The 18,871-nt window shown below is 69.1% G+C and carries 21 protein-coding genes; 9 read left to right on the plus strand and 12 right to left on the minus strand.

The window, feature by feature from the left end:
* The first annotated feature begins 2 nt into the window (after nucleotides 1-2).
* From AB0C35_RS36800 to AB0C35_RS36815, 4 genes are all read left to right on the plus strand, one after another.
* Nucleotides 3-920 carry a hydroxymethylglutaryl-CoA lyase gene (locus AB0C35_RS36800; RefSeq protein WP_358466465.1) on the plus strand — a complete coding sequence of 306 codons (918 nt, stop codon included), beginning with the start codon at nucleotides 3-5 and terminating at the stop codon, nucleotides 918-920.
* 64 nt (nucleotides 921-984) lie between these two features.
* Nucleotides 985-2,133 carry an acyl-CoA dehydrogenase family protein gene (locus tag AB0C35_RS36805; RefSeq protein ID WP_358466467.1) on the plus strand — a complete coding sequence of 383 codons (1,149 nt, stop codon included), beginning with the start codon at nucleotides 985-987 and terminating at the stop codon, nucleotides 2,131-2,133.
* A gap of 171 nt (nucleotides 2,134-2,304) precedes the next feature.
* The gene (locus AB0C35_RS36810) at nucleotides 2,305-3,066 is read left to right on the plus strand and encodes an FkbM family methyltransferase (protein WP_358466469.1); all 762 of its coding nucleotides are present in this window, start codon (nucleotides 2,305-2,307) and stop codon (nucleotides 3,064-3,066) included.
* Between the two features lie 112 nt (nucleotides 3,067-3,178).
* Nucleotides 3,179-3,307: a hypothetical protein gene (locus tag AB0C35_RS36815; RefSeq protein WP_358466471.1), complete on the plus strand. Its 129-nt coding sequence runs from the start codon at nucleotides 3,179-3,181 to the stop codon at nucleotides 3,305-3,307.
* Here AB0C35_RS36815 and AB0C35_RS36820 read toward each other — a convergent pair.
* From AB0C35_RS36820 to AB0C35_RS36845, 6 genes are all read right to left on the minus strand, one after another.
* On the minus strand, nucleotides 3,288-3,881 hold the full coding sequence (locus AB0C35_RS36820) for a methyltransferase domain-containing protein (protein WP_358466473.1): 594 nt from the start codon (nucleotides 3,879-3,881) through the stop codon (nucleotides 3,288-3,290). The genes AB0C35_RS36815 and AB0C35_RS36820 overlap by 20 nt on opposite strands.
* 84 nt (nucleotides 3,882-3,965) lie before the next feature.
* Nucleotides 3,966-4,880 carry an LLM class flavin-dependent oxidoreductase gene (locus tag AB0C35_RS36825; RefSeq protein WP_358466475.1) on the minus strand — a complete coding sequence of 305 codons (915 nt, stop codon included), beginning with the start codon at nucleotides 4,878-4,880 and terminating at the stop codon, nucleotides 3,966-3,968.
* 128 nt (nucleotides 4,881-5,008) lie between these two features.
* Nucleotides 5,009-5,491: a MarR family transcriptional regulator gene (locus tag AB0C35_RS36830; protein WP_358466477.1), complete on the minus strand. Its 483-nt coding sequence runs from the start codon at nucleotides 5,489-5,491 to the stop codon at nucleotides 5,009-5,011.
* 193 nt (nucleotides 5,492-5,684) lie between these two features.
* Nucleotides 5,685-6,074 carry a VOC family protein gene (locus tag AB0C35_RS36835; RefSeq protein ID WP_358466479.1) on the minus strand — a complete coding sequence of 130 codons (390 nt, stop codon included), beginning with the start codon at nucleotides 6,072-6,074 and terminating at the stop codon, nucleotides 5,685-5,687.
* Nucleotides 6,071-6,355 (minus strand): metalloregulator ArsR/SmtB family transcription factor, encoded by a 285-nt coding sequence (locus AB0C35_RS36840; protein WP_358466481.1) that lies wholly within the window; start codon nucleotides 6,353-6,355, stop codon nucleotides 6,071-6,073. The genes AB0C35_RS36835 and AB0C35_RS36840 overlap by 4 nt, the downstream gene beginning before the upstream one ends.
* A 444-nt stretch (nucleotides 6,356-6,799) precedes the next feature.
* Entirely contained in the window at nucleotides 6,800-7,600 is an 801-nt protein-coding gene (locus tag AB0C35_RS36845; RefSeq protein ID WP_358466483.1) for an MBL fold metallo-hydrolase, read from the minus strand.
* Between the two features lie 615 nt (nucleotides 7,601-8,215).
* Between AB0C35_RS36845 and AB0C35_RS36850 the strand changes: the two genes are divergently transcribed.
* Entirely contained in the window at nucleotides 8,216-8,416 is a 201-nt protein-coding gene (locus AB0C35_RS36850; protein WP_358466485.1) for a DUF397 domain-containing protein, read from the plus strand.
* 27 nt (nucleotides 8,417-8,443) lie between these two features.
* Here AB0C35_RS36850 and AB0C35_RS36855 read toward each other — a convergent pair whose 3' ends face one another.
* Nucleotides 8,444-9,316, minus strand: coding sequence for a helix-turn-helix transcriptional regulator (locus AB0C35_RS36855; protein WP_358466487.1), 873 nt, complete (start codon nucleotides 9,314-9,316; stop codon nucleotides 8,444-8,446).
* 460 nt (nucleotides 9,317-9,776) lie between these two features.
* Between AB0C35_RS36855 and AB0C35_RS36860 the strand changes: the two genes are divergently transcribed.
* Complete coding sequence (locus AB0C35_RS36860; protein ID WP_358466489.1) at nucleotides 9,777-10,412, plus strand: hypothetical protein; 636 nt, start codon at nucleotides 9,777-9,779, stop codon at nucleotides 10,410-10,412.
* On the opposite strand, the gene AB0C35_RS36865 is transcribed toward AB0C35_RS36860, so the two are convergent.
* Nucleotides 10,409-11,434, minus strand: a complete 1,026-nt coding sequence (locus tag AB0C35_RS36865; protein WP_358466491.1) for an ArsR family transcriptional regulator — start codon at nucleotides 11,432-11,434, stop codon at nucleotides 10,409-10,411. The genes AB0C35_RS36860 and AB0C35_RS36865 overlap by 4 nt on opposite strands.
* Nucleotides 11,435-11,827: 393 nt before the next feature.
* Between AB0C35_RS36865 and AB0C35_RS36870 the strand changes: the two genes are divergently transcribed.
* A complete protein-coding gene (locus AB0C35_RS36870) occupies nucleotides 11,828-13,339 on the plus strand; it encodes a DHA2 family efflux MFS transporter permease subunit (RefSeq protein WP_358466493.1) in 1,512 nt (503 codons plus the stop codon).
* Nucleotides 13,340-13,416: 77 nt separating this feature from the next.
* On the opposite strand, the gene AB0C35_RS36875 is transcribed toward AB0C35_RS36870, so the two are convergent.
* Nucleotides 13,417-14,952 carry an AMP-binding protein gene (locus AB0C35_RS36875; protein ID WP_358466495.1) on the minus strand — a complete coding sequence of 512 codons (1,536 nt, stop codon included), beginning with the start codon at nucleotides 14,950-14,952 and terminating at the stop codon, nucleotides 13,417-13,419.
* 116 nt (nucleotides 14,953-15,068) lie between these two features.
* Nucleotides 15,069-15,299, minus strand: a complete 231-nt coding sequence (locus AB0C35_RS36880) for a DUF397 domain-containing protein (RefSeq protein WP_358466497.1) — start codon at nucleotides 15,297-15,299, stop codon at nucleotides 15,069-15,071.
* Between the two features lie 194 nt (nucleotides 15,300-15,493).
* Between AB0C35_RS36880 and AB0C35_RS36885 the strand changes: the two genes are divergently transcribed.
* Nucleotides 15,494-16,168 (plus strand): ATP-binding protein, encoded by a 675-nt coding sequence (locus AB0C35_RS36885; RefSeq protein WP_358466499.1) that lies wholly within the window; start codon nucleotides 15,494-15,496, stop codon nucleotides 16,166-16,168.
* Here the strand turns inward: AB0C35_RS36885 and AB0C35_RS36890 are convergent.
* Nucleotides 16,101-17,534 carry a trehalose-6-phosphate synthase gene (locus AB0C35_RS36890; protein ID WP_358466501.1) on the minus strand — a complete coding sequence of 478 codons (1,434 nt, stop codon included), beginning with the start codon at nucleotides 17,532-17,534 and terminating at the stop codon, nucleotides 16,101-16,103. The genes AB0C35_RS36885 and AB0C35_RS36890 overlap by 68 nt on opposite strands.
* Before the next feature lie 273 nt (nucleotides 17,535-17,807).
* Entirely contained in the window at nucleotides 17,808-18,263 is a 456-nt protein-coding gene (locus tag AB0C35_RS36895; protein WP_358466503.1) for a DoxX family protein, read from the minus strand.
* Between the two features lie 137 nt (nucleotides 18,264-18,400).
* Here AB0C35_RS36895 and AB0C35_RS36900 point away from each other — a divergent pair, with 137 nt between their 5' ends.
* Complete coding sequence (locus AB0C35_RS36900; protein WP_358466505.1) at nucleotides 18,401-18,862, plus strand: MarR family transcriptional regulator; 462 nt, start codon at nucleotides 18,401-18,403, stop codon at nucleotides 18,860-18,862.
* Nucleotides 18,863-18,871: the final 9 nt, after the last annotated feature.

The following is an 18,871-nucleotide window of genomic DNA, read 5'->3' on the forward strand; positions in this document are numbered from 1 at the left end:
CGATGCGGGTACCCCTTTCCGGCCTGCCCGGGCGGGTCACGATCTACGAGGTCGGGCCGCGGGACGGGCTGCAGAACGAGAAGGCGGTCGTCCCCGTGGACGTCAAGGCCGAGTTCGTCACCCGGCTGGCCGGCGCGGGCCTGCGCACGATCGAGACGACGAGTTTCGTCCACCCGAAGTGGGTGCCGCAGCTCGCCGACGCCGAAGACCTCCTCGACGTCCTGCCTCGCTCCCCGGACCTGCGCTACCCCGTCCTCGTCCCGAACGAGCGGGGCCTCGACCGGGCGCTCGCCAACGGCGTCACCGAGATCGCGGTCTTCGGCAGCGCCACCGAGTCGTTCGCCCGCCGCAACCTCAATCGCACCGTGGACGAGTCGCTCGCGATGTTCGCGCCCGTCATCGAACGCGCCCACGCCGAAGGGCTCTGGGTGCGCGCCTACATCTCGATGGTGTGCGGCGACCCGTGGGAGGGCGATGTGCCCATCGAGCAGGTCGTGTCCGTCGCGTCCCGCATGATGGACCTCGGCTGCTCCCAGCTCAGCCTCGGCGACACCATCGGCGTCGGAACGCCCGGCCACGTCACCGCCCTGATCGAGGCGCTCGGCGACGCGGGCATCGGCACCGAGAGGCTCGCCGTGCACTTCCACGACACCTACGGGCAGGCCCTCGCCAACACCCTCGCCGCCCTCCAGGCCGGCGTCACCGTCGTCGACGCCTCCGCGGGCGGCCTCGGCGGCTGCCCGTACGCCGAGAGCGCCACCGGCAACCTGCCCACCGAGGACCTCGTCTGGATGCTGCACGGCCTCGGCATCGACACCGGCGTCGACCTCGACGAGCTCGTCGCGACGAGCCGCTGGATGGCCGGCCACCTGGGCCGCCCCAGCCCCTCCCGCGTAGTCCAGGCCCTCACACCGGAATGAGCCGCGCGCGAAAGGGCGCCGTGAACCGGAGCGCCGGAGGCGCGACCATGAACAGGGAGAAGGAATGATCGACTTCACGCTCACCGACGAGCAGGAGGAACTGCGGCGCACGGTGGAGCGGTTCGCCCGCGAGACGGTCGCCCCGGTGATCGGGGACCTGTACGAGCGCGGCGAGTTCCCGTACGAGATCGTCGCCGCGATGGGCAAGATGGGGCTGTTCGGGCTTCCGTTCCCCGAGGAGCACGGCGGCATGGGCGGCGACTACTTCGCCCTGTGCCTGGCCCTGGAGGAGCTCGCCCGCGTCGACTCGTCGGTGGCGATCACGCTGGAGGCGGGGGTCTCGCTGGGCGCGATGCCGATCTACCGGTTCGGCTCGCCCGAGCAGAAGAAGCGGTGGCTGCCGCGGCTCACCTCCGGTGAGAAGCTGGCGGGCTTCGGCCTCACCGAGCCGGGCGGCGGCTCCGACGTCCCCGGCGGCATGCGCACCACCGCCCGCCTGGACGGCGACACCTGGATCATCAACGGGTCGAAGGCGTTCATCACCAACTCCGGCACCGACATCACCGCGTTCGTGACGGTCACCGCCTTCACCGGCGACGGCGAGATCTCCACGATCATCGTCCCGAACGGCACCCCGGGCTTCACCGTCGGGCGCAAGTACTCCAAGGTCGGCTGGTCGTCGTCCGACACCCGTGAGCTGTCCTTCGACGACGTGCGGGTCCCCGCCGAGAACCTCGTCGGGGAGCGCGGCCGCGGCTACGCCCAGTTCCTCCGCATCCTGGACGAGGGCCGCATCGCGATCGCCGCGCTCTCCGTGGGCCTCGCCCAGGGGTGCGTGGACGAGTCCCTCCGCTACGCCCGCGAGCGGGTGGCGTTCGGCAAGGAGATCGGCCGCTACCAGGCGATGCAGTTCAAGATCGCCGACATGGAGACGCGCGCCCACACCGCCCGCCTCGCCTACTACGCGGCGGCCGCGAAGCTGCTCGCCGGCGAGCAGTTCAAGAAGGAGGCCGCGATCGCCAAGCTCGTCGCGTCCAACGCCGCGATGGACAACGCCCGCGACGCCACCCAGATCTTCGGCGGCTACGGCTTCATGAACGAGTACGCCGTCGGCCGCTTCTACCGCGACGCCAAGATCCTCGAGGTGGGCGAGGGCACCTCCGAGGTGCAGCGCATGCTGATCGCCCGCGCCCTCGGCCTCCCCCCGTCCTGAACGGCCTGCCGCCGTCCGGCCCGGCGGGCCCGGGCCGGACGGCGGCGGGACGTCACGGCGGCGCCTCCTCCTCCGGTGCCCCGCCAGGCCCGTCCTTCCCATCACCCTGAGAACGCCCGGCTTCCGGTTTCGTTGCACGGGCCGCCGGGAGCAGCGCGGTACAGTCGGCGGATGCTGCTGCGCGCGTACGGCATCGCCCGCTCATTGATCATGTACTACGGGGTTCCGGGCAAGCACCGGCGCGCGTCACGCCTCTACGGCGAGTTCCTCCAGCCCGGCGATCTCGCGTTCGACATCGGCGCCCACGTGGGCGGCCGGGTGCGTGTGTGGCGGCACCTGGGCGCCCGGGTGATCGCGGTCGAGCCGCAGCCCGACTGCCTGCGCGTCCTGCGGCTCTTCTACGGCCGCGACCAGGACGTCGCCATCGTCCCCGGCGCGGCCGGAGCCAAGCCGGGGCGGGCCCAGCTCGCGCTGTCCACGGCGACGCCCACGGTCTCCTCGATGTCACCCGACTGGATCAAGTCGGTGACGACGGACAGCAGCTTCGCCCGCGTCCGATGGGACAACTCGGTCGAGATCGAGGTCACCACCCTGGACGACCTCATCGCCGCACACGGCGTACCGGCCTTCTGCAAGATCGACGTCGAGGGCTTCGAAGCCGACGTGCTCGCCGGACTCAGCCGGCCTCTCCCCGCACTGTCGTTCGAATACGTGCCATCGGCCCACGACGCCACCCTGGAGGCGCTGCACATAGTCGAACGGCTCGGCGCACCGGCGGGCGGCTACACCTACAACTACTCCCCCATCGAGACGATGCGCTTCGCCGCCCCCCGCTGGCTCGACGCACCCGCCCTCAGGCGGCAACTCGAACGCATCCGTCCCCGAGGCCGCTCCGGCGACATCTACGCCCGCCTCCGCACCCCGGCCCCTTGACCAACATCAATCCCCGGCATCCGAGCGACGAGTACGGCATCCCGGAGGGCGGCGGCCGGCGTCGACGCGCTGATCGCCGGTTACCGGGACGGCCGGAAGATCGAGTTCTCCCGTGAAGGCGGAAGACGCCGTCATCGCGGCTCGAACCGTGTCGGCGATCCTGCAGGTCGAGGCCGCTGGCCTGGACGTCGTCGGTGTGACCGAAGCGGCCCTCGGCCCGTTCAGGGGCGGTGGGCCGTGAAGGCGGTCAGTTCGGACAATTCCCGTCGGGTCACGGCCGAGAAGCGGCCGCGCATCTCGTCTTGAACGCGTTCCAGCTGGTCGTCCGGCAGGGTCAGGTGTCTGGTGACCCTGGACGGGCGGCGGCCCCCATGCCAGGCGATCACCACGCGGCCGCCGGGACGCGTGACGCGGTGCAGTTCGTCCAGCCCGGCCTCCAGGCTCGGCCAGAGTCCGACGGTGTTGACCGAGACCACGCAATCGAACTCGGCGTCGGCGAACCCGGTGTTCTCGGCGGTTCCAAGCCGAAGGTCCGCGTTCGTCCCCTGTTTCAGGGCCATGTCACGCATCTCCGGCGACGGGTCGACACCGCAGACACGTCCCGCGGGCGTCCGGGCGAGGCACCGGATCAGGCCGCCGGGACCGTATCCGACCTCCAGCACATGCTCGCCCGCGTGGATGTCGAGCAAGTCCGCTATCTCGTCCTGCTTGTTCATTCGCAGCATGAGGCGTCCGGCAAGCCGTCCGCGCAGGCCGCCCGGCAGGACGAACGGCGAGCGGGTGGCTCTGCCCGAAGTCCATGGCGTCGTCTCCACCTGGAAGGACGTTCCCCGGCGTCACGGCTGGAATCCAACCGGTGACGCGGCGGCGGGTTCTCTTCAGCCGGATCCGGTCGCCCCTCAACCGTCCTCTTTCGCGATCGCTTCACGTACTGCGGGGACGACCTCCCGGGCCCAGCGGGCGAGGGAGACGGCGTCATGCTCCCCGTCGCCGGCCGGGAAGAGCGTGAAGCCCGACGCGCCGTGCTCCAGGACCGCACCGGTCAGTTCCTCGGCCCACTCGCCGGCGGAGCCGCCGATCCAGCGGCCGTCGCGGTCACGCGTGGCGGCCGCCGGCCGGTCGGTGATCCGTCCGGGAAAGTTGAACACCGTGCGGATCTCACGCGGATTGCGTCCGGCGGCGGCCGCCGCTTCGTCGATGACCTGCCGTGATGTCCGGTAGCGCTCGCTGAGCCAGTCCGCCGCGTGGCCGGGGATCCAGCCGTCCGCCACCCGGCCCGTCGCGGCCAGGGACCTGGGGCCGACCGACCCGGTCCACACGGGCGGCGCGGGCACCGGCGCGGGCTCGATCTCGTCCACCCGGTAGTGGCGACCCCGGTGGGTGACCGGCGGGCCGCCGCCCGACAGGGACTTGACCAGGACGATCGCCTCCTCGAAGGCGTCCACGGCGTCACCCGGGGAGAGCCGCGGCACCCCCATGTCGGCGATCCGGTCCCAGAGCCCGCCCGCGCCCATGCCGAGCACGATGCGGCCGCCGGACAGCGCCGACAGCGACGTCACCGTCCGCGCCAGCATGGGAGCGGGCCGCGTCGGCAGATTGGTGACGTTGGCGAATCCCGTGATGTGCCGCGTCCGTCCGAGGACGAAGCCGAGGGCGGCGTAGGCGTCCAGACGCCCGCCGATGTAGGGATGGTCCGACAGCGAAAAGATGTCAAGGCCGTCATCGTCGGCCTGCTGAGCCATGCGCAGCAGTTCGGGGACGTCGCCGAGCCCCGTATGCGCACCGAAGCCGAAGACGACATCTTGTACCGGCATCGTTCTGCCTTTCATTGGAGGACACCCGGGCGGTCGGCGCCATGATGACCGCCACCTGGCTGAGTTCGCACTACGAACCATATTAGTTCGCACTACGAACTTCAATCCCTCCCGCAGGACGCGATGCCTCAGCGCTTGCCGGCGGCGCTCCCTTCGTCCGGCCCCATGAACACCATCGGGACCTTGTTGTCCAGCACGACGCGGCCGAGGAGGCCGGCGAGCACATCGCGTTCGGCGGCACTCAGTCCGTCCGGCAGCCTTTCGACCCGCCGGCAGGTCTCGGCATAGAACTCCTCCGCGAGCCCGCTGCCCTGCGGTGTCAGCACGACCCGCACCGCGCGCATGTCCTGCGGGTCTGGTTCGCGCCGGACGAGGCCGTTGCGCTCAGTGCGGTCCACCAGGCCGGTGAGGCTCGACTTGGCGAGCCCCAGCACCGCCCCCAACTCGCCCATGCCGTAAGGCTGCGCCATCAGCACACACAGCAACTGTCCCTGCTGCGAGGTGATGCCATATTCCCGAGCCGACTCGGTGTACACGGCATTCACCAAGAACGAGGCCCGCACCAACGCGGCCACAACACCGATCTGTCCTTCATCCCGCTGCTCACCCACGCGATCAGGCTACATCCGAGCACCCGAAAATTCGTAACCCGAACTACCGGCTTTGCGGGCCTGGACGATGACGGCGACGCGACCTCCGTCCCGCCCCCGGGCCACGGTGGACGAGACGGACGTCTGCGGCCAAGGCCCGCCACCGCCTGACGCGTTCAGGCGCACTCAGCCGTCGCATTGGTGACAGGCGGCATCAACCTGTCTGGTGGGCGATCTGGATCAGGTTGCCGCAGGTGTCGTCGAGCACGGCCGTGGTGACCGGCCCCATGTCCGCGGGCTCCTGGGTGAAACGCACTCCGAGCCCGCGCAGCCGCTCGAACTCCGCCCGGACGTCGTCGACGGCGAAGGACGTGTACGGGATGCCATCGGCGACCAGAGCCTCCTTGAACGGCTTGGCCGCGGGGTGCCCGTCCGGTTCGAGGAGGAGTTCGGTGCCGTCCGGGTCATCCGGGGAAACCACGGTGATCCACCGAGCGTCCCCTACCGGGACATTGGTCTTCTCCTTGAAGCCGAGGACCTCGGTGTAGAACCGCAGCGCCTTGTGCTGGTCGTCAACGAGGACGCTGGTCAGGTTGATTCTCATGGTGCTCCCTCCCGTCCCTTGAGCCACCGTTCGACGATCGGTTCGAGCGGCGTGGTGTTGATGTAGTGGAACTTGTACCGGCCCTCGCGAGCGGTCTCGACCAGGCCCGCGGCCTCGAGAACGTCGAGGTGCTGCGAGATCGCCTGCCGCGACAAGCCGAGTTCGTGCTTGGTCGCCAGGCGTGCGCAGATCTCGAAGAGCGTCTGCCCGTTACGGTCGGTCAGCTCGTCGAGGATCGTGCGACGCGTGGGATCGGCCAAGGCCTTGAAGACGTCGCCCACACACAGAACGTTATGCAAGCCGCCGCTTGCCTGTCAACGGTCCCCCTGCCGATCACGGGGCGACCTCGACAAATCACTGCGCCCACGCGGCAAGCCCCGCCGCGTCCGCAGGCCGGTCCTTCGTCGCCGACGTCCGAGAAGCACGCCGGTCACGCGTGTACGACATCCGAGGCCAGGCTGGTCGCCCGGACTGGTGACGACCGAGAGAGCAACGGCTACGACTTCTCGACCAAGTCATCCGCCGGGCCGCCTGCCATCGCCGATGTCGACGCCCATGCCCGCACGGTGAAGGCCGGCCGGACCGTCCCGGCCATCGGTGCGGACAAGCAGTGGCGGCGAACCTGCAGCCGGGTGGATTCCCGGAAGCCGCTCCGCGCTCCAGCGCCTCCCCTCGCAGATCCCACCCATCCGTGCACCGTCCACGAGGCGCGGTAGCGGGTCTGGTCAGATGCGCGTCGGCTCCATCTCGTGGAGCATCCTCTCGAACGCCGCCTGGTCGGGCCCGACGTGCGAGGGCGCATCCTGAGCGTTCGCGAGGGTGTCGAGCAGGGTTTCGGTCTTGTGGTGCGCCGACGGCAGATGCGAGCCGAGAACCACGGGCGGGTCGAGAACGCCCAGCGGTGCCAGGCGGGACAGGAACGCGTCCCGGTCCACGTTGATGAGCCACGGGCAGTCCACCGCCGCCCAGAGTCGCTGGCCCGCGACCAGATCGGAGGGCGGAACCGCCCCGATGTCGTCGCTCTCGACGAGATCGCCCGTGGTCACCGGCGCCCCGAAGCAGTCGGAGCTGAAGTACGTGCCGGTGAGCTCGTCTAGGAGGCCCGTCGTCGCCGGACTGTCGTAGACGGGCAGCCGGAACGCCATGAGCCTCCGGTCGCCCACGTCCAGCCATTCGCCGGGGTTGAGCAGGAACACCCGATCGCGTGGGATCTGATGCTCAAGCGATAGCAACCTCATGCCGAGGAACGTCGTCACCAGCAGCGCGTCCGGTGCGGTCTCAAGGATCTCCAGGACGCTCTCGGCGTGGTCGGGATGCGTCAGGTAGACCCACCGCAGGTCCGCCGGCTCGACCAGCGACCAGACCTCTTCCAGGAACTCCGGGGTCGACGCCCGCAGCCCCGTGTCGATGAGGACCGGCTCCTTGGCGTACAGGACGTAGGCGTTGACGGGCAGGAACCCGATCCCGGGAACCGGAACGGCGTCCGTCAGCGCGACAACATCCGGCGCCGGACGAGAGATGTACATAATCCCCCCAATGGTCGATTCGGGGTGATATGCCCACCTCACCCCCGCACACCGTCACGAATGGACCAACCCCGGACAAAGGATCGCCCCCTCCTCCGAGACCGGGCACCCGGAGCAGCCGTGCCCGATAGTCTGCGAGGGCTTCAGCCCGTTCGAGCCCGTCCTTCCTGGCGGCCTTCGCTGAACCTGGCGCCGCTCCCGGCCGGGCGGTCACGGGAGTGCGAGGACGCCGACTGGCCCGCTGGCCCCTGACATTGAATAGCTCACCTTCGAACAGGTCGCCGAACCGATGTGAGTCGGGCCACAGATCCTTCCGCTCACGTAGATCCGAGATTCTCGCCATATGCGACATCACCGCATAGGATTTCCGTCCTCCCCGTACGGCTCGCTCTGGAGGCCGGGCAAGCGGGGTGCTCCGAAAGCCCGAGGCATTGACATCCGATGACCTCGCGTACACCAAAACGGACATAAGGCAACAATCCTCCCGACACTTGCTTTCTTGGATAGTCAGCAACTTGCCAGAAATGCTGGACATCTACTTGACTGCGGCTACAACATGGTCAGGCAGGATGAGCTCATCCAGCAGACTCCCCACCGCTGCGGAGGACTTCCAGCATGCCCGTATCAACAGGTGAAGAGACGCTCATATGGCGTCGGAGCTCACTGTGCATGAACGAGTCGAACTGCGTGGAAGTGGCTCTCACTCCTGGAGGGCAACTTGTAGTGCGGGATTCCGCGAAGCCCGCCGACGCCATTCCAATTTCTCGTCGTAACCTTACGATTCTGACCGGACGCGGTCCGTGCGGTGAGCATTGACTGCCAGTTCAGCGCCACCGGGAGCGGCTAGCGGCGCGCCCATTCATCGGCCACCCGGGATACCCAGAGCATGGACTCGTCCGCTTCCAGCGAGATCGACTTCAACGCGTCCCAGCACATACGATACATATGAGTGATGCTGTCGTCCTGCAATTCTGCCATGGTCGAGAGATTGTCCACGTAGACCACGTCCGGGAAGCTGACATCATAGGCCGATGCGAATTCAAGGAGTGTGAAGGACTCCGAGAATATTGGTTCCCTTGGCACGTCTAATGGCAGGACATGGATCTGCACATTTGGGAGTGCGGCCAATTCTAACAGGCTGAGCATCTGCCGCCGCATGACACCGGAATCGCCCACGACTCTCAGCAGCACGGATTCGTCCACTACGGCGAAAAGGGAGAGCGGTTCCTCCCGGAGCAGCAGTTCTTGACGGCGCATGCGCAATTCCAGCCGACGCGCGACCTGGCGTGGGCTGGACACGGCGATCGCCCGGCCGCTTTCCAGTACGCAGTGCGCGTACTCCTCATTCTGGAGAAGCCCGGGGACGGAATAGGTCGCGAAGGTAAGCGCGGCACTGGCCTCGTCCTCCAACGCAACGAACGTACCGAATTTCCCTGGCAGAACGTCCCGGAAACCTCCCCACCACCCCTGCTGTGTAGCCGATTGGGCGAGTGCCAGGATCTCGCCCATGTGCGCCTCGTCCACCCCGTACAGCTCGAGCAGCAGGCGTACGTCGGAGACGCGCACGCCGATGCGGGCGTTCTCGATCCGGCTCAGTTTGGAGGCCGACCAGTCGAGCCGCGCCGCGATCTCGTCAACCGTCGAACCGATTCGCTCCCTCAGACGCCGTAGCTCGACCCCGAGCCGGCGCCGGCGGACGGTCGGCGCTATCGCCACCTTGCCTCCCAGCGGATTCGCTTCGGCTCCCCAGAGCCCGGACGTTCACTGATGATGCAAGTTGCAGGGCAAGCGTATATCCATGAAACGGGAGCCACCAGCCCTCGCCCAGAACCGATTTTCTCCCACTGAAATCGTCCTGTCCCGCCAAGGGGCCGACACACTTCCCTCACGGATACACCGCCCTGATGCATGTGGCCGTGCATCTTGCAGACCACACCTTTGGAATGCAGACTGAGACCAGTCGGCCTCTTAGGAGATCGACCGTTCGTGGACCACCGCCCGGGTTCCCCGCACTCGAATGGTCTGCGCAATCAGGTCCGCCGAGGCGGTCGCGCCTCGGTACGGACGTTTTCCTGCTGTTATTCGCGCGGCCGAACATCCCCGAGTCATCCGGGATGCGGGCGTACCGGCGGACGGGCCGTGCGGGATTGGGGTCGCACCGGTGAGTTGTCAGCCAGTGCACAGGAGCATCCTTGTCATCGACATCGAGGGGTCGACGGCGGCCGCTCGGACGAACCCGGTCAGGCAGGAGTTGCGGGCGCAGGTCTACCGCATGCTCGGGGTGGCGATGGGTCACGCGGGGATAGACGGGCGCTGGTGTGATCCGTTCGAGGACCGGGGCGACGGGGTGCTCGTGCTGTTGCATCCGGTGGACGAGTTGCCCAAGACGCTGTTGCTGTCGAGGCTGGTGCCGAAGCTCGCGCATCAGCTCGTCGAGTACAACGCGGGGCTGCCGGCGGCCGAACGCCCTCGGCTCGGGCTGCGGGTGCGGGTCGTCGTGCATGCGGGGGAAGTTCACCGGGACGAGAACGGGTGCTTCGGGGAGGCCGTCGACCTGGCGTGCCGGCTTCTGGACTCGCCGAAGCTGAAGCAGGGTCTGCGGGAGAGTCCGGCGCCGCTGGTCCTCGCGGTGTCGGAGGACATCTACTGGGGGATCGTGAGGCACGGGTACGACGGGATCTGTCCCAGCGCGTACCAGCCGGATCTGAGGGTCTCCGTCGGCGGGCGGCGTCGGCAGGGGTACGTGCATGTGCCTTCCGTGGTGCAGCTCATGGCGGCGGACGCGGCTGCGTTGCAGGACCACGTCGCCTAGGCCGGGCGGGCTTCCAGGACGCTGAACGTGGGGCCTTGGGCAGGGATGCCGGTGGGGCGCAGGCCCGCGCGCTGGAAGAGGTCCTCGTATTGGGACTGGGTGCGTTGCAGGCCGCCGCAGGTCATCACGAGCATTTCGAGGTCGAGCCACTTCATGCGGGACGGGTTCGGGCCCTCGTGGAGGAGCCCTTCGCCCAGGAGGAGGCGGCTGTCGGGCCTCATGGCCTCGCGGCAATTGGCGAGGATCCGGACGGCGCGGTCATCGTCCCAGTCGTGGACGATGTGGCAGAGGACGTAGGTGTCGCAGCCGGACGGGACGGACTCGAAGAAGGTTCCGGCGATCATCCGGCAGCGGCTCTCGGCGAGGGCTGTGCGGAGCGGGCCGTCCTCGGCGTCGGCGATGACGCCCGGCAGGTCGTACAGGACGCCCCGCGTACCGGGGTTGGCGGCCAGGATTTCGGCGAGGACGACGCCGTGGCCGCCGCCGACGTCCACGATCGTCTGGCCCGGTTCGAAGTCGCAGGCGGCGACGACCGGGGCGATGAACTCGCCGGAGAGGGCGATCATGGCTTCGTTCAGGACGGCGCCGTCGGCGGGGGTGTCGCGCAGGTGGTCGAAGAGCTCCTGGCCGTGGACGTGCGCAAAGGCCGGTTCGCCGGTGCGGACGCTGTGCTCCAGGGCGCTCCAGGCCTCCCGGTGGAACGAGGAGCAGGTCAGCAGGGCGTAGCCGCGCAGGGAGGGCACGTCGCTGCGGAGGAGGTCGCCGAGCGGGGTCGCGCTGAAGAGGCCGTCCTCGCGTTCCTGGACGACGCCGACGTCGGACAGGGCGCGGAGCAGGCGGTGCAGTGTGGGCGGGTGCGCGCCCACGGCGCGGGCGATGTCGCCGGCGGAGCGGGGGCCGGACGCCAGCCGGTCGGCGATCTTCAGGCGCGCGGCCACGCCGACGGCCTGGGCGACCCAGCCGCCGGTGAGCAGGCCCATCATCGACACGGCCAGCGGGTTCTCGGACACCTCGGCTGCCATCACACCTCCACATGACTCGACCACTCTAAGTATTCATTTGATCGCATTCAGTGGCCATAGGGATGGCGAAAGTTTCCCGGCGCGCACCGATGAGTTCATGCGAGGCCGGCGGTCTGTCTGGGCGTGAAGGCGAGGGAGGTTCTGATGTCGCGTCGGTCACACCGGGTTGACCTCGAGCGCGGTCGAGGTCGGAGGCTGGACGTCGTGGAGCAGCGCGAATTCGTCGTACTCCGCTGGAATACTCCCGGAGCCCGCGAAGGTTAACGGTTCGCGGAAGTGTCAGTCGCTGCAGTATTTTGCAGCGTAATCCCCGAAGAACGTGCCCACGGTCCTGCGTGCCCGCATGCGGCCCTGACGATTGGATAAGAGTTGACCGCTCCCGCATCTCCCAAGATGGCGGACGGCCCACGGGAGGAACCGGGCGCCGGCGGCGGGCTCGACCGCGGCGTGCTGGCCGTGGCCGGGGTCGTCGTCCTCGGCGCGATCATGTCGATTCTCGACGTGACCGTCGTCAACGTCGCCATCAACGACCTCGCCAAGGAGTTCAACACCTCGCTGGCGACGATCCAGTGGGTGGCGACGGGTTACACCCTGGCGCTGGCCACGGTGATCCCGATCACCGGATGGGCCTCGGCGAGGTTCGGCACCAAGCGGCTGTACATGATCTCGCTGGTGCTGTTCGTGCTCGGCTCGACGCTCGCCGGCCTGGCGTGGTCGGCCGAGTCCCTGATCTTCTTCCGGGTCCTGCAGGGCCTGGGCGGCGGCATGATCATGCCGGCCGGCATGACGATCATGACGCAGGCGGCGGGCCCGCAGCGGGTCGGCCAGGTGATGAGCATCATCGGCGTCCCGATGCTGCTCGGCCCGATCATGGGCCCGATCCTCGGCGGCTGGCTCGTCGACGACGTCTCCTGGCGGTGGATCTTCTTCATCAACCTGCCGATCGGCATCGTCGCGCTGGTGCTGGCCGGCCGGATCCTGAAGCCGGACGAGCCGAAGCCGGCCGAACGGCTCGACCTCATCGGGCTCCTCCTGCTGTCCCCCGGCCTGGCTTCGCTGATCTACGGTGTGGCCAAGGGCGCCGAGGGACGGGACTTCCTGCAGACCGAACCGCTGGTCTTCACGGCCGCCGGCGCGGTGCTGGTGATCGGGTTCGTGTTCCGGGCCCTGTACGCCGAGAACCCGCTGATCGACCTGCGGCTCCTGAAGCGCCGGTCGGTGGCCGCGGCGTCCGGCACGATGGTGCTGTTCGTGACCGCGTTCATGGGCGCGATGCTGCTGCTGCCGCTGTACTACCAGACGGTGCGCGGCGAGGGCGCGATGGCCTCCGGCCTGCTGCTGGCCCCGCAGGGCCTCGGCGCGATGATCACGATGCCGATCGGCGGGAAGCTCGTCGACCGGATCGGGCCCGGGCGGGTCGTGCTGAGCGGCCTGGTCGTCGTGGTGCTGTCGGTGGTGGGCTTCGCCGCGATCCTGGAGTCGGACACGTCCTACTGGGCGCTCGGCGCGGTTCTGTTCACGATGGGCCTCGGCATGGGCATGACGATGATGCCGGTCATGGCGGCCGCCATCCAGACCCTCGCGCACGACGAGGTGCCGCGCGCCAGCACGATGCTGAACATCATCCAGCAGGTGTCGGCGTCCATCGGCACCGCGATGATGGCGGTCCTGCTGGCCCGCCAGCTGACCGCCAAGCTCGGCGGCGGCGCCGGCGGCGAGATCGGCGGCACCGAGGAGGTGCCGCCGGCGGTGATGGAGAAGATCGCCGGTCCGATGGCGGACGCGTTCCAGCACACCTACTGGTACGGCGCCGCGCTGATCGCCCTGGCGTTCATCCCGGCGCTGCTGCTGCCGCGCAGGAAGCCGGAGGCCGCGGCCGTCGACGCGCCGATGCCGATGCACTGAGCGCGCCGCTGGCGCACTGCAGGCCCCGGCCGGGATCCCGAGGGACCCGGCCGGGGTTTCGGCCGTTCAGGGCCGTCTCAGGCCGTCGCGGGACGCCCGTCCGCCCAGTACTCGTCCTTCAGCAGCCGCTTGTAGAGCTTCCCGGTCGGATGCCGGGGAAGCTCGGGCCGGAAGTCGACCGAGCGCGGGCACTTGTAGTGGGCGAGCTGCTCGCGGCAGTACCCGATGAGCTCGGCCTCCAGCTCGGGCCCGGCGTCGTCCATGGACAGGGGCTGGACGACGGCCTTCACCGCCTCGCCCATCTCGGCGTCCGGGACGCCGAAGACGGCGACGTCGATGACCTTGGGATGGACGGCCAGGACGTTCTCGGCCTCCTGCGGGTAGATGTTCACCCCGCCGCTGATGATCATGTAGGCGCGGCGGTCGGTGAGGTAGAGGAAGCCGTCCTCGTCCACGTAGCCGACGTCGCCGAGGGTGCTCCACCCGCGGCCCTTCGGGTCACGGGACGCGGCGGTCTTCGCCTCGTCGTCGTGGTACTCGAACTCGGGGCCGTTGCCGAAGTAGAGCGTTCCGGGCTCCCCGGCCGGCAGCTCGTTGCCCTCTTCGTCGCAGACGTGGACCTCGCCGAGCACGCAGCGTCCGACCGTGCCCTTGTGGGCGAGCCAGTCCTCGGAGTTGGTGTAGACGAAGCAGTTGCCCTCGGTGCCGGCGTAGTACTCGTGGAGGATCGGGCCCCACCACTCGATCATCCGCTCCTTGATCGGGATGGGGCAGGGAGCGGCGGCGTGCACAGCGGCGCGCAGGCTGGACACGTCGTAGCGGGCGCGGGTCTCCTCCGGGAGCTTGAGCATCCGGATGAACATGGTCGGCACCCACTGGCTGAGCGTGGCGCCGTGCTTCTCGATCGCGGCGAGGGCCTGCTCCGGGTCGAACTTCTCCATCACCACGACGGTCGCGCCGAAGCGGTGCATGGTGATGCAGTAGCGCAGCGGCGCGGCGTGGTAGAGCGGCGCCGGGGACAGGTAGACCGAGCCGGCGTCGGGCTGGAAGAGCAGCGAGAGAAGCTGGTAGAGGGGCCCCGGCTCGCCCATCGGCGCCTTGGACAGGGCCGGCTTCACCCCCTTGGGGCGGCCTGTCGTGCCGGACGAGTAGAGCATGTCCATGCCCTCGCACTCGTCCTCGATCGGTGTGGACGGGTGCTGGGCGACGCGCTCCTCGTACGAGTCGTAGCCGGGCGCCGCGCCGCCGAGCATGAGGCGCAGCGGCACGTCCGGCGGGTGCTGCGCGGCGGTCTCCATGGCCGCGCTGGTGATGAAGGCCTTCGCCTGGCAGTTGTCCACGATGTAGGCGAGCTCCTCATGCTGGAGCCGCGTGCTGATGGCGGTGTAGTAGAGCCCCGAACGCTGGGCCGCCCAGGCGATGGCCAGGTACAGCGGATGGTTCTCCAGCATGAAGGCGATGTGGTCCCCCGGGCGCAGCCCCTCCGCGTGGAGCAGCTGCGCGAGCCGGTTGGACTCCTCGTTCAGTTCCCGGAAAGTGATGACTCGCCCGGAGCCCGCCATGACGACGGCGGGCTTGTCGGGCGTCTGTGCGGCGATCTGCCCCAGGTGCATGGCCGCACGTTACCGGGCCGGACCACGGAATGGAATCCCGTTCGGTTTCATCGCCGTGGTCGGACGAGCCCGTGGTCAGAGCCCGTGGTCATAGTCCGTGGGCCAGAGCCCGCGGGTCAGACGAGCATGTGGTCGAAGTCGCCGTCCTTGGCTCCTCCCACGAAGGCCTCCACCTCCTCGCGCGTGTAGACGAGGACCGCTCCCTCGGGGTCCCGGGAGTTGCGCACGGCGATCTCCCCGTTGGGGAGTTCGGCCATCTCGACGCAGTTCCCGGACGGGTTGCTGCGCCGGCTCTTCTGCCAGACGAGCCCGTCGCGCCAGACGTCCGACATCGGTTGGCCGTCCATCGTTGCCCCCTCTAGGCGTCTCAGCCTCCCCGTAGGAAGGCCGCGATCTCGCCCCACCCCACACAATGGTACGAGATGCACGTGCATTCGTTCTTGCATTCGTTCATGCAGACGGTCTTGCATCTGCACGACTTGGGGAGCAAGATAGCGAACGCTCGCCGGTGACCGATCCCGCACGCCTCTGAGGTTTGACCATGACCGTTGACCAGGCAGACGAAGTCGCAGCCCCCGCCGCCATGGGAGGCGGCAGGCCGCGGCACGCCGCGGCCCTTCATTCCTGGCCGGACGCGCCTCCGGCGCCGAACGGCCCGAACGTCCCCGCCCACGGGCCCGCGACCGTCCCGGTGGTCGCACCGGGCCTGGCCGGGCTCTGGCCCGCGCCGCACGCCGGCACCCCGCGCATGGCGCGGCGCGTGTTCCCCGCGGAGATCACCACGCCCCGGTCGGCGCGGGAGTTCACCGAGGCCACGCTGGGCGGCTGGGGCCTGTCCACGGGCGTCGAGGACGTCGTGATCACGGTGTCGGAGCTGGCCACGAACGCGCTCCGGCACGGCATGGAGGGACTCCCCCAGCCGCTGCCGCTGTGCCCCATCCAGCTCGTCCTCATCGGACACCCCAGGCGCCTGGTCGTCTCGGTGACCGACCCGGGCGGGCGGGCCCCCGAGGCCCTCCCCAGCGACCCGGACCGGTTCATCGAGGGCGGCCGCGGCCTGCTCGTCGTCGGCGCGGTCAGCGACGCGTGGGGCTGGGCGCGGCTCGCCACCGGCGGCAAGGCCGTCTGGGCGGCCTTCGACCTGCGGGTCAGCCCTCCGGCGCCGCGGGAGCCGGCCGAACCTGGGCCGGGCGCTCCGGACGCTCCAGCTCGCTGAGGAACGCGTGGGCCCAGCGGTCCACGTCGTTCTCGATCACGCGGCGGCGCATCGAGCGCATCCGCCGTGCCTGCTCCGCGGGCCCGGCGGCCAGCGCGGACAGCAGCGTGCCCTTCAGTCCGTCGATGTCGTAGGGGTTGACCTGGAACGCGCCCCGCTTGAGCTCGGCCGCGGCACCGGTGAACTCGCTGAGCACGAGTGTCCCGCGCAGGTCCTTGCGGCACGCCACGTACTCCTTGGCGACCAGGTTCATGCCGTCGCGCAGCGGGGTCACCACCATCACGTCCGCCGCCAGGTACAGAGCGGTCAACTCGGGGCGGTCGTACGAACTGTGCAAATAGTGGACGACCGGAAACCCGATCTCGCCGTACTCCCCGTTGATCCGCCCGACCTGCTGCTCGATCTCCTCCCGGAGCAGCTGGTACTGCTCGACCCGCTCGCGGCTCGGCGTGGCGATCTGCACGAACACGGCCTGCCCCGGCTTGAGGTGCCCGTCCTCGAACAGCTCCCCGAACGCCTGCAGGCGCTGCGTGATGCCCTTGGTGTAGTCGAGCCGGTCCACGCCGAGCAGGACGGTCGCGTCCCCGAGATCGGTCCGGATCTCCTGGGCCCGCTCCTGGACCTCCGGGCGTCCGACCAGGTCGTTCAGCTCGCCCACGTCCACCGAGATCGGGAAGGCGCGGGCCCGCACGGCCCGGTCGTCCCAGAAGACGTCCTGCTTGACGTAGCGGGCGTCCAGGAGCCGCCGGCACAGCCGCACGAAGTTGGCCGCCGCGCCGGGGAGCTGGAAGCCGACCAGGTCGGCGCCGAGCAGCCCCTCCAGGATCTGCCGCCGCCACGGCAGCTGCCAGAACAGCTCCAGCGGCGGGAACGGGATGTGCAGGAAGAAGCCGATGCGCAGGTCGGGACGCAGCTCGCGCAGCATCCGCGGGACGAGCTGGAGCTGGTAGTCCTGCACCCAGACGATCGCGCCCTCGGCCGCGACCTTCGCCGTGGCCTGCGCGAACCGCCGGTTCACGCGGACGTAGGCGTCCCACATCGCGCGGTCGTAGACGGGCGGGGCGATGACGTCGTGGTAGAGGGGCCAGAGCGTGGCGTTCGAGAAGCCCTCGTAGTAGAGCTCCACCTCCTGCGCGGACTGCGCGATGGGGTGCAGCGACATGCCGTCCTCCTCGAACGGCTCAAGCTCCTCGTCGGGCGCGCCGGTCCAGCCGATCCAGGTGCCCTTCCGGCGCCGCATCACCGGGGCGATGGCGCTGACCAGGCCGCCCGGACTGCGGCGCCAGCGCGGAACCCCGTCCGCTCCGACGGTCCGGTCGACCGGAAGCCGATTGGCCACCACAACGAACTCACTACCGCGCGACACCTGCGACCCGCCTCTCCAGGAACTCTCAGCGATCACTCATGCCCAGAAACGGTCATCGGGAACATCTTGTCACTTCGACGTTAAGCCGGAGTGGTCCGAAAAGGGCGATGTCAGGGGCGCGGGGCGGCATCTCGGAGGGATTGGAGCGGGCCATATTCCTTTCCAGGCAGGTAACCGATGTTTACCCGGCGGTCACGGCGGACGTGACCGCCGGGTGAGTGTTATTTAGATCACATCCCGTCACCCGGGCGCGGCGGCGGGCGGCATCGCATGTCAGGCGGTGGCGTGTTCGCGCTCGCGGGTGTTCTCGCGGCGGCCCCACAGGAAGGCGTCAAGGGAGAAGCGGCCGGCGCCGGCGAACGCGAGGAGCAGGGCGGTGGCGCCGAGGACCAGCACGTACTCGTAGCCGCCGTCGCGGTTGAACAGGCCGTTGTCCATGTGGACGAACCAGAAGGCGCCCGCCATGTTCAGGGCGATGAGCACGCCCGCGACGGGGACGAGGGCGCCGGCGACGAGCGCGGCTCCCCCGAGCAGTTCGACCCACGTGGCGAAGTGGGCGGACAGGCCCGGGAGCGGGATGCCGAGTTCGGCGAAGGACCCGGTGACGCCCGCGTGCCCGGTTTCAGTGAGTTTCTGCCAGCCGTGCGCGATGAAGATCACGCCGACGGCGAGCCGGCCGATGAGCAGGCCGGCGTCGGTCAGGGCGGGGTGGCGGCGGGGTGGGAGCATGCCTCGTCTCCTCCGGTCGGACAATCGGAACATTTGGGATATTCAGGACATGAAACTAGCGGAACGCTAGCGACTTGATTCAAATTCAGACCATCTAGAAAACTCAACCCGTCTTTCACACCAACTAGAATCACCGCATGAGCGATGCGGGCGACGTCCTGGAACCGCGGGAACTGCGCGCCTGGATGGCCTTCCTGGCCGCCGGCCACCTGGTCGACCACGAGATCGAACGCCAGCTCAAGCGGGACGGCGGGCTCTCCCACCCCGAGTTCGAGGTGCTGGTCAAGCTGCGCGGCGCGGAGGGCAACCGGATGCGCATGTCGGACCTGGCGCGCGAGGTGATGGTGTCCAAGAGCCGGCTCACGTACCAGGTCACCCAGCTCGAACGGGCCGGATTCGTCAAGCGGACCGGCTGCGTGTCGGACCGCCGGTCGGTGTGGGCGGAGCTGACCGACGAGGGCGCGGCCGCGCTCGCCAGGGTCCGGCCGGGGCACCGCCGCGTCGTCCGCGAAGCCCTCATCGAGGTCCTGACACCCGAGGAGATCGATCTGCTCGGCGACGCGCTCGGCCGCGTGGCGAGCCGCCTGCGCGGGCGCTGACGACGTGCT

Source organism: Spirillospora sp. NPDC048819 (genome assembly GCF_040650055.1).
GTDB lineage: Bacteria > Actinomycetota > Actinomycetes > Streptosporangiales > Streptosporangiaceae > Spirillospora.

Bases quoted from the DNA above. Each gene is read 5' to 3' on its own strand.
- AB0C35_RS36800 (WP_358466465.1), top strand. From the start codon at position 3: ATGCGGGTACCCCTTTCCGGCCTGCCCGGGCGGGTCACGATCTACGAG.
- AB0C35_RS36805 (WP_358466467.1), top strand. From the start codon at position 985: ATGATCGACTTCACGCTCACCGACGAGCAGGAGGAACTGCGGCGCACG.
- AB0C35_RS36810 (WP_358466469.1), top strand. From the start codon at position 2,305: ATGCTGCTGCGCGCGTACGGCATCGCCCGCTCATTGATCATGTACTAC.
- AB0C35_RS36825 (WP_358466475.1), bottom strand. From the start codon at position 4,880: ATGCCGGTACAAGATGTCGTCTTCGGCTTCGGTGCGCATACGGGGCTC.
- AB0C35_RS36835 (WP_358466479.1), bottom strand. From the start codon at position 6,074: ATGAGAATCAACCTGACCAGCGTCCTCGTTGACGACCAGCACAAGGCG.
- AB0C35_RS36845 (WP_358466483.1), bottom strand. From the start codon at position 7,600: ATGTACATCTCTCGTCCGGCGCCGGATGTTGTCGCGCTGACGGACGCC.
- AB0C35_RS36850 (WP_358466485.1), top strand. From the start codon at position 8,216: ATGCCCGTATCAACAGGTGAAGAGACGCTCATATGGCGTCGGAGCTCA.
- AB0C35_RS36865 (WP_358466491.1), bottom strand. From the start codon at position 11,434: ATGGCAGCCGAGGTGTCCGAGAACCCGCTGGCCGTGTCGATGATGGGC.
- AB0C35_RS36870 (WP_358466493.1), top strand. From the start codon at position 11,828: ATGGCGGACGGCCCACGGGAGGAACCGGGCGCCGGCGGCGGGCTCGAC.
- AB0C35_RS36875 (WP_358466495.1), bottom strand. From the start codon at position 14,952: ATGCACCTGGGGCAGATCGCCGCACAGACGCCCGACAAGCCCGCCGTC.
- AB0C35_RS36880 (WP_358466497.1), bottom strand. From the start codon at position 15,299: ATGGACGGCCAACCGATGTCGGACGTCTGGCGCGACGGGCTCGTCTGG.
- AB0C35_RS36885 (WP_358466499.1), top strand. From the start codon at position 15,494: ATGACCGTTGACCAGGCAGACGAAGTCGCAGCCCCCGCCGCCATGGGA.
- AB0C35_RS36895 (WP_358466503.1), bottom strand. From the start codon at position 18,263: ATGCTCCCACCCCGCCGCCACCCCGCCCTGACCGACGCCGGCCTGCTC.
- AB0C35_RS36900 (WP_358466505.1), top strand. From the start codon at position 18,401: ATGAGCGATGCGGGCGACGTCCTGGAACCGCGGGAACTGCGCGCCTGG.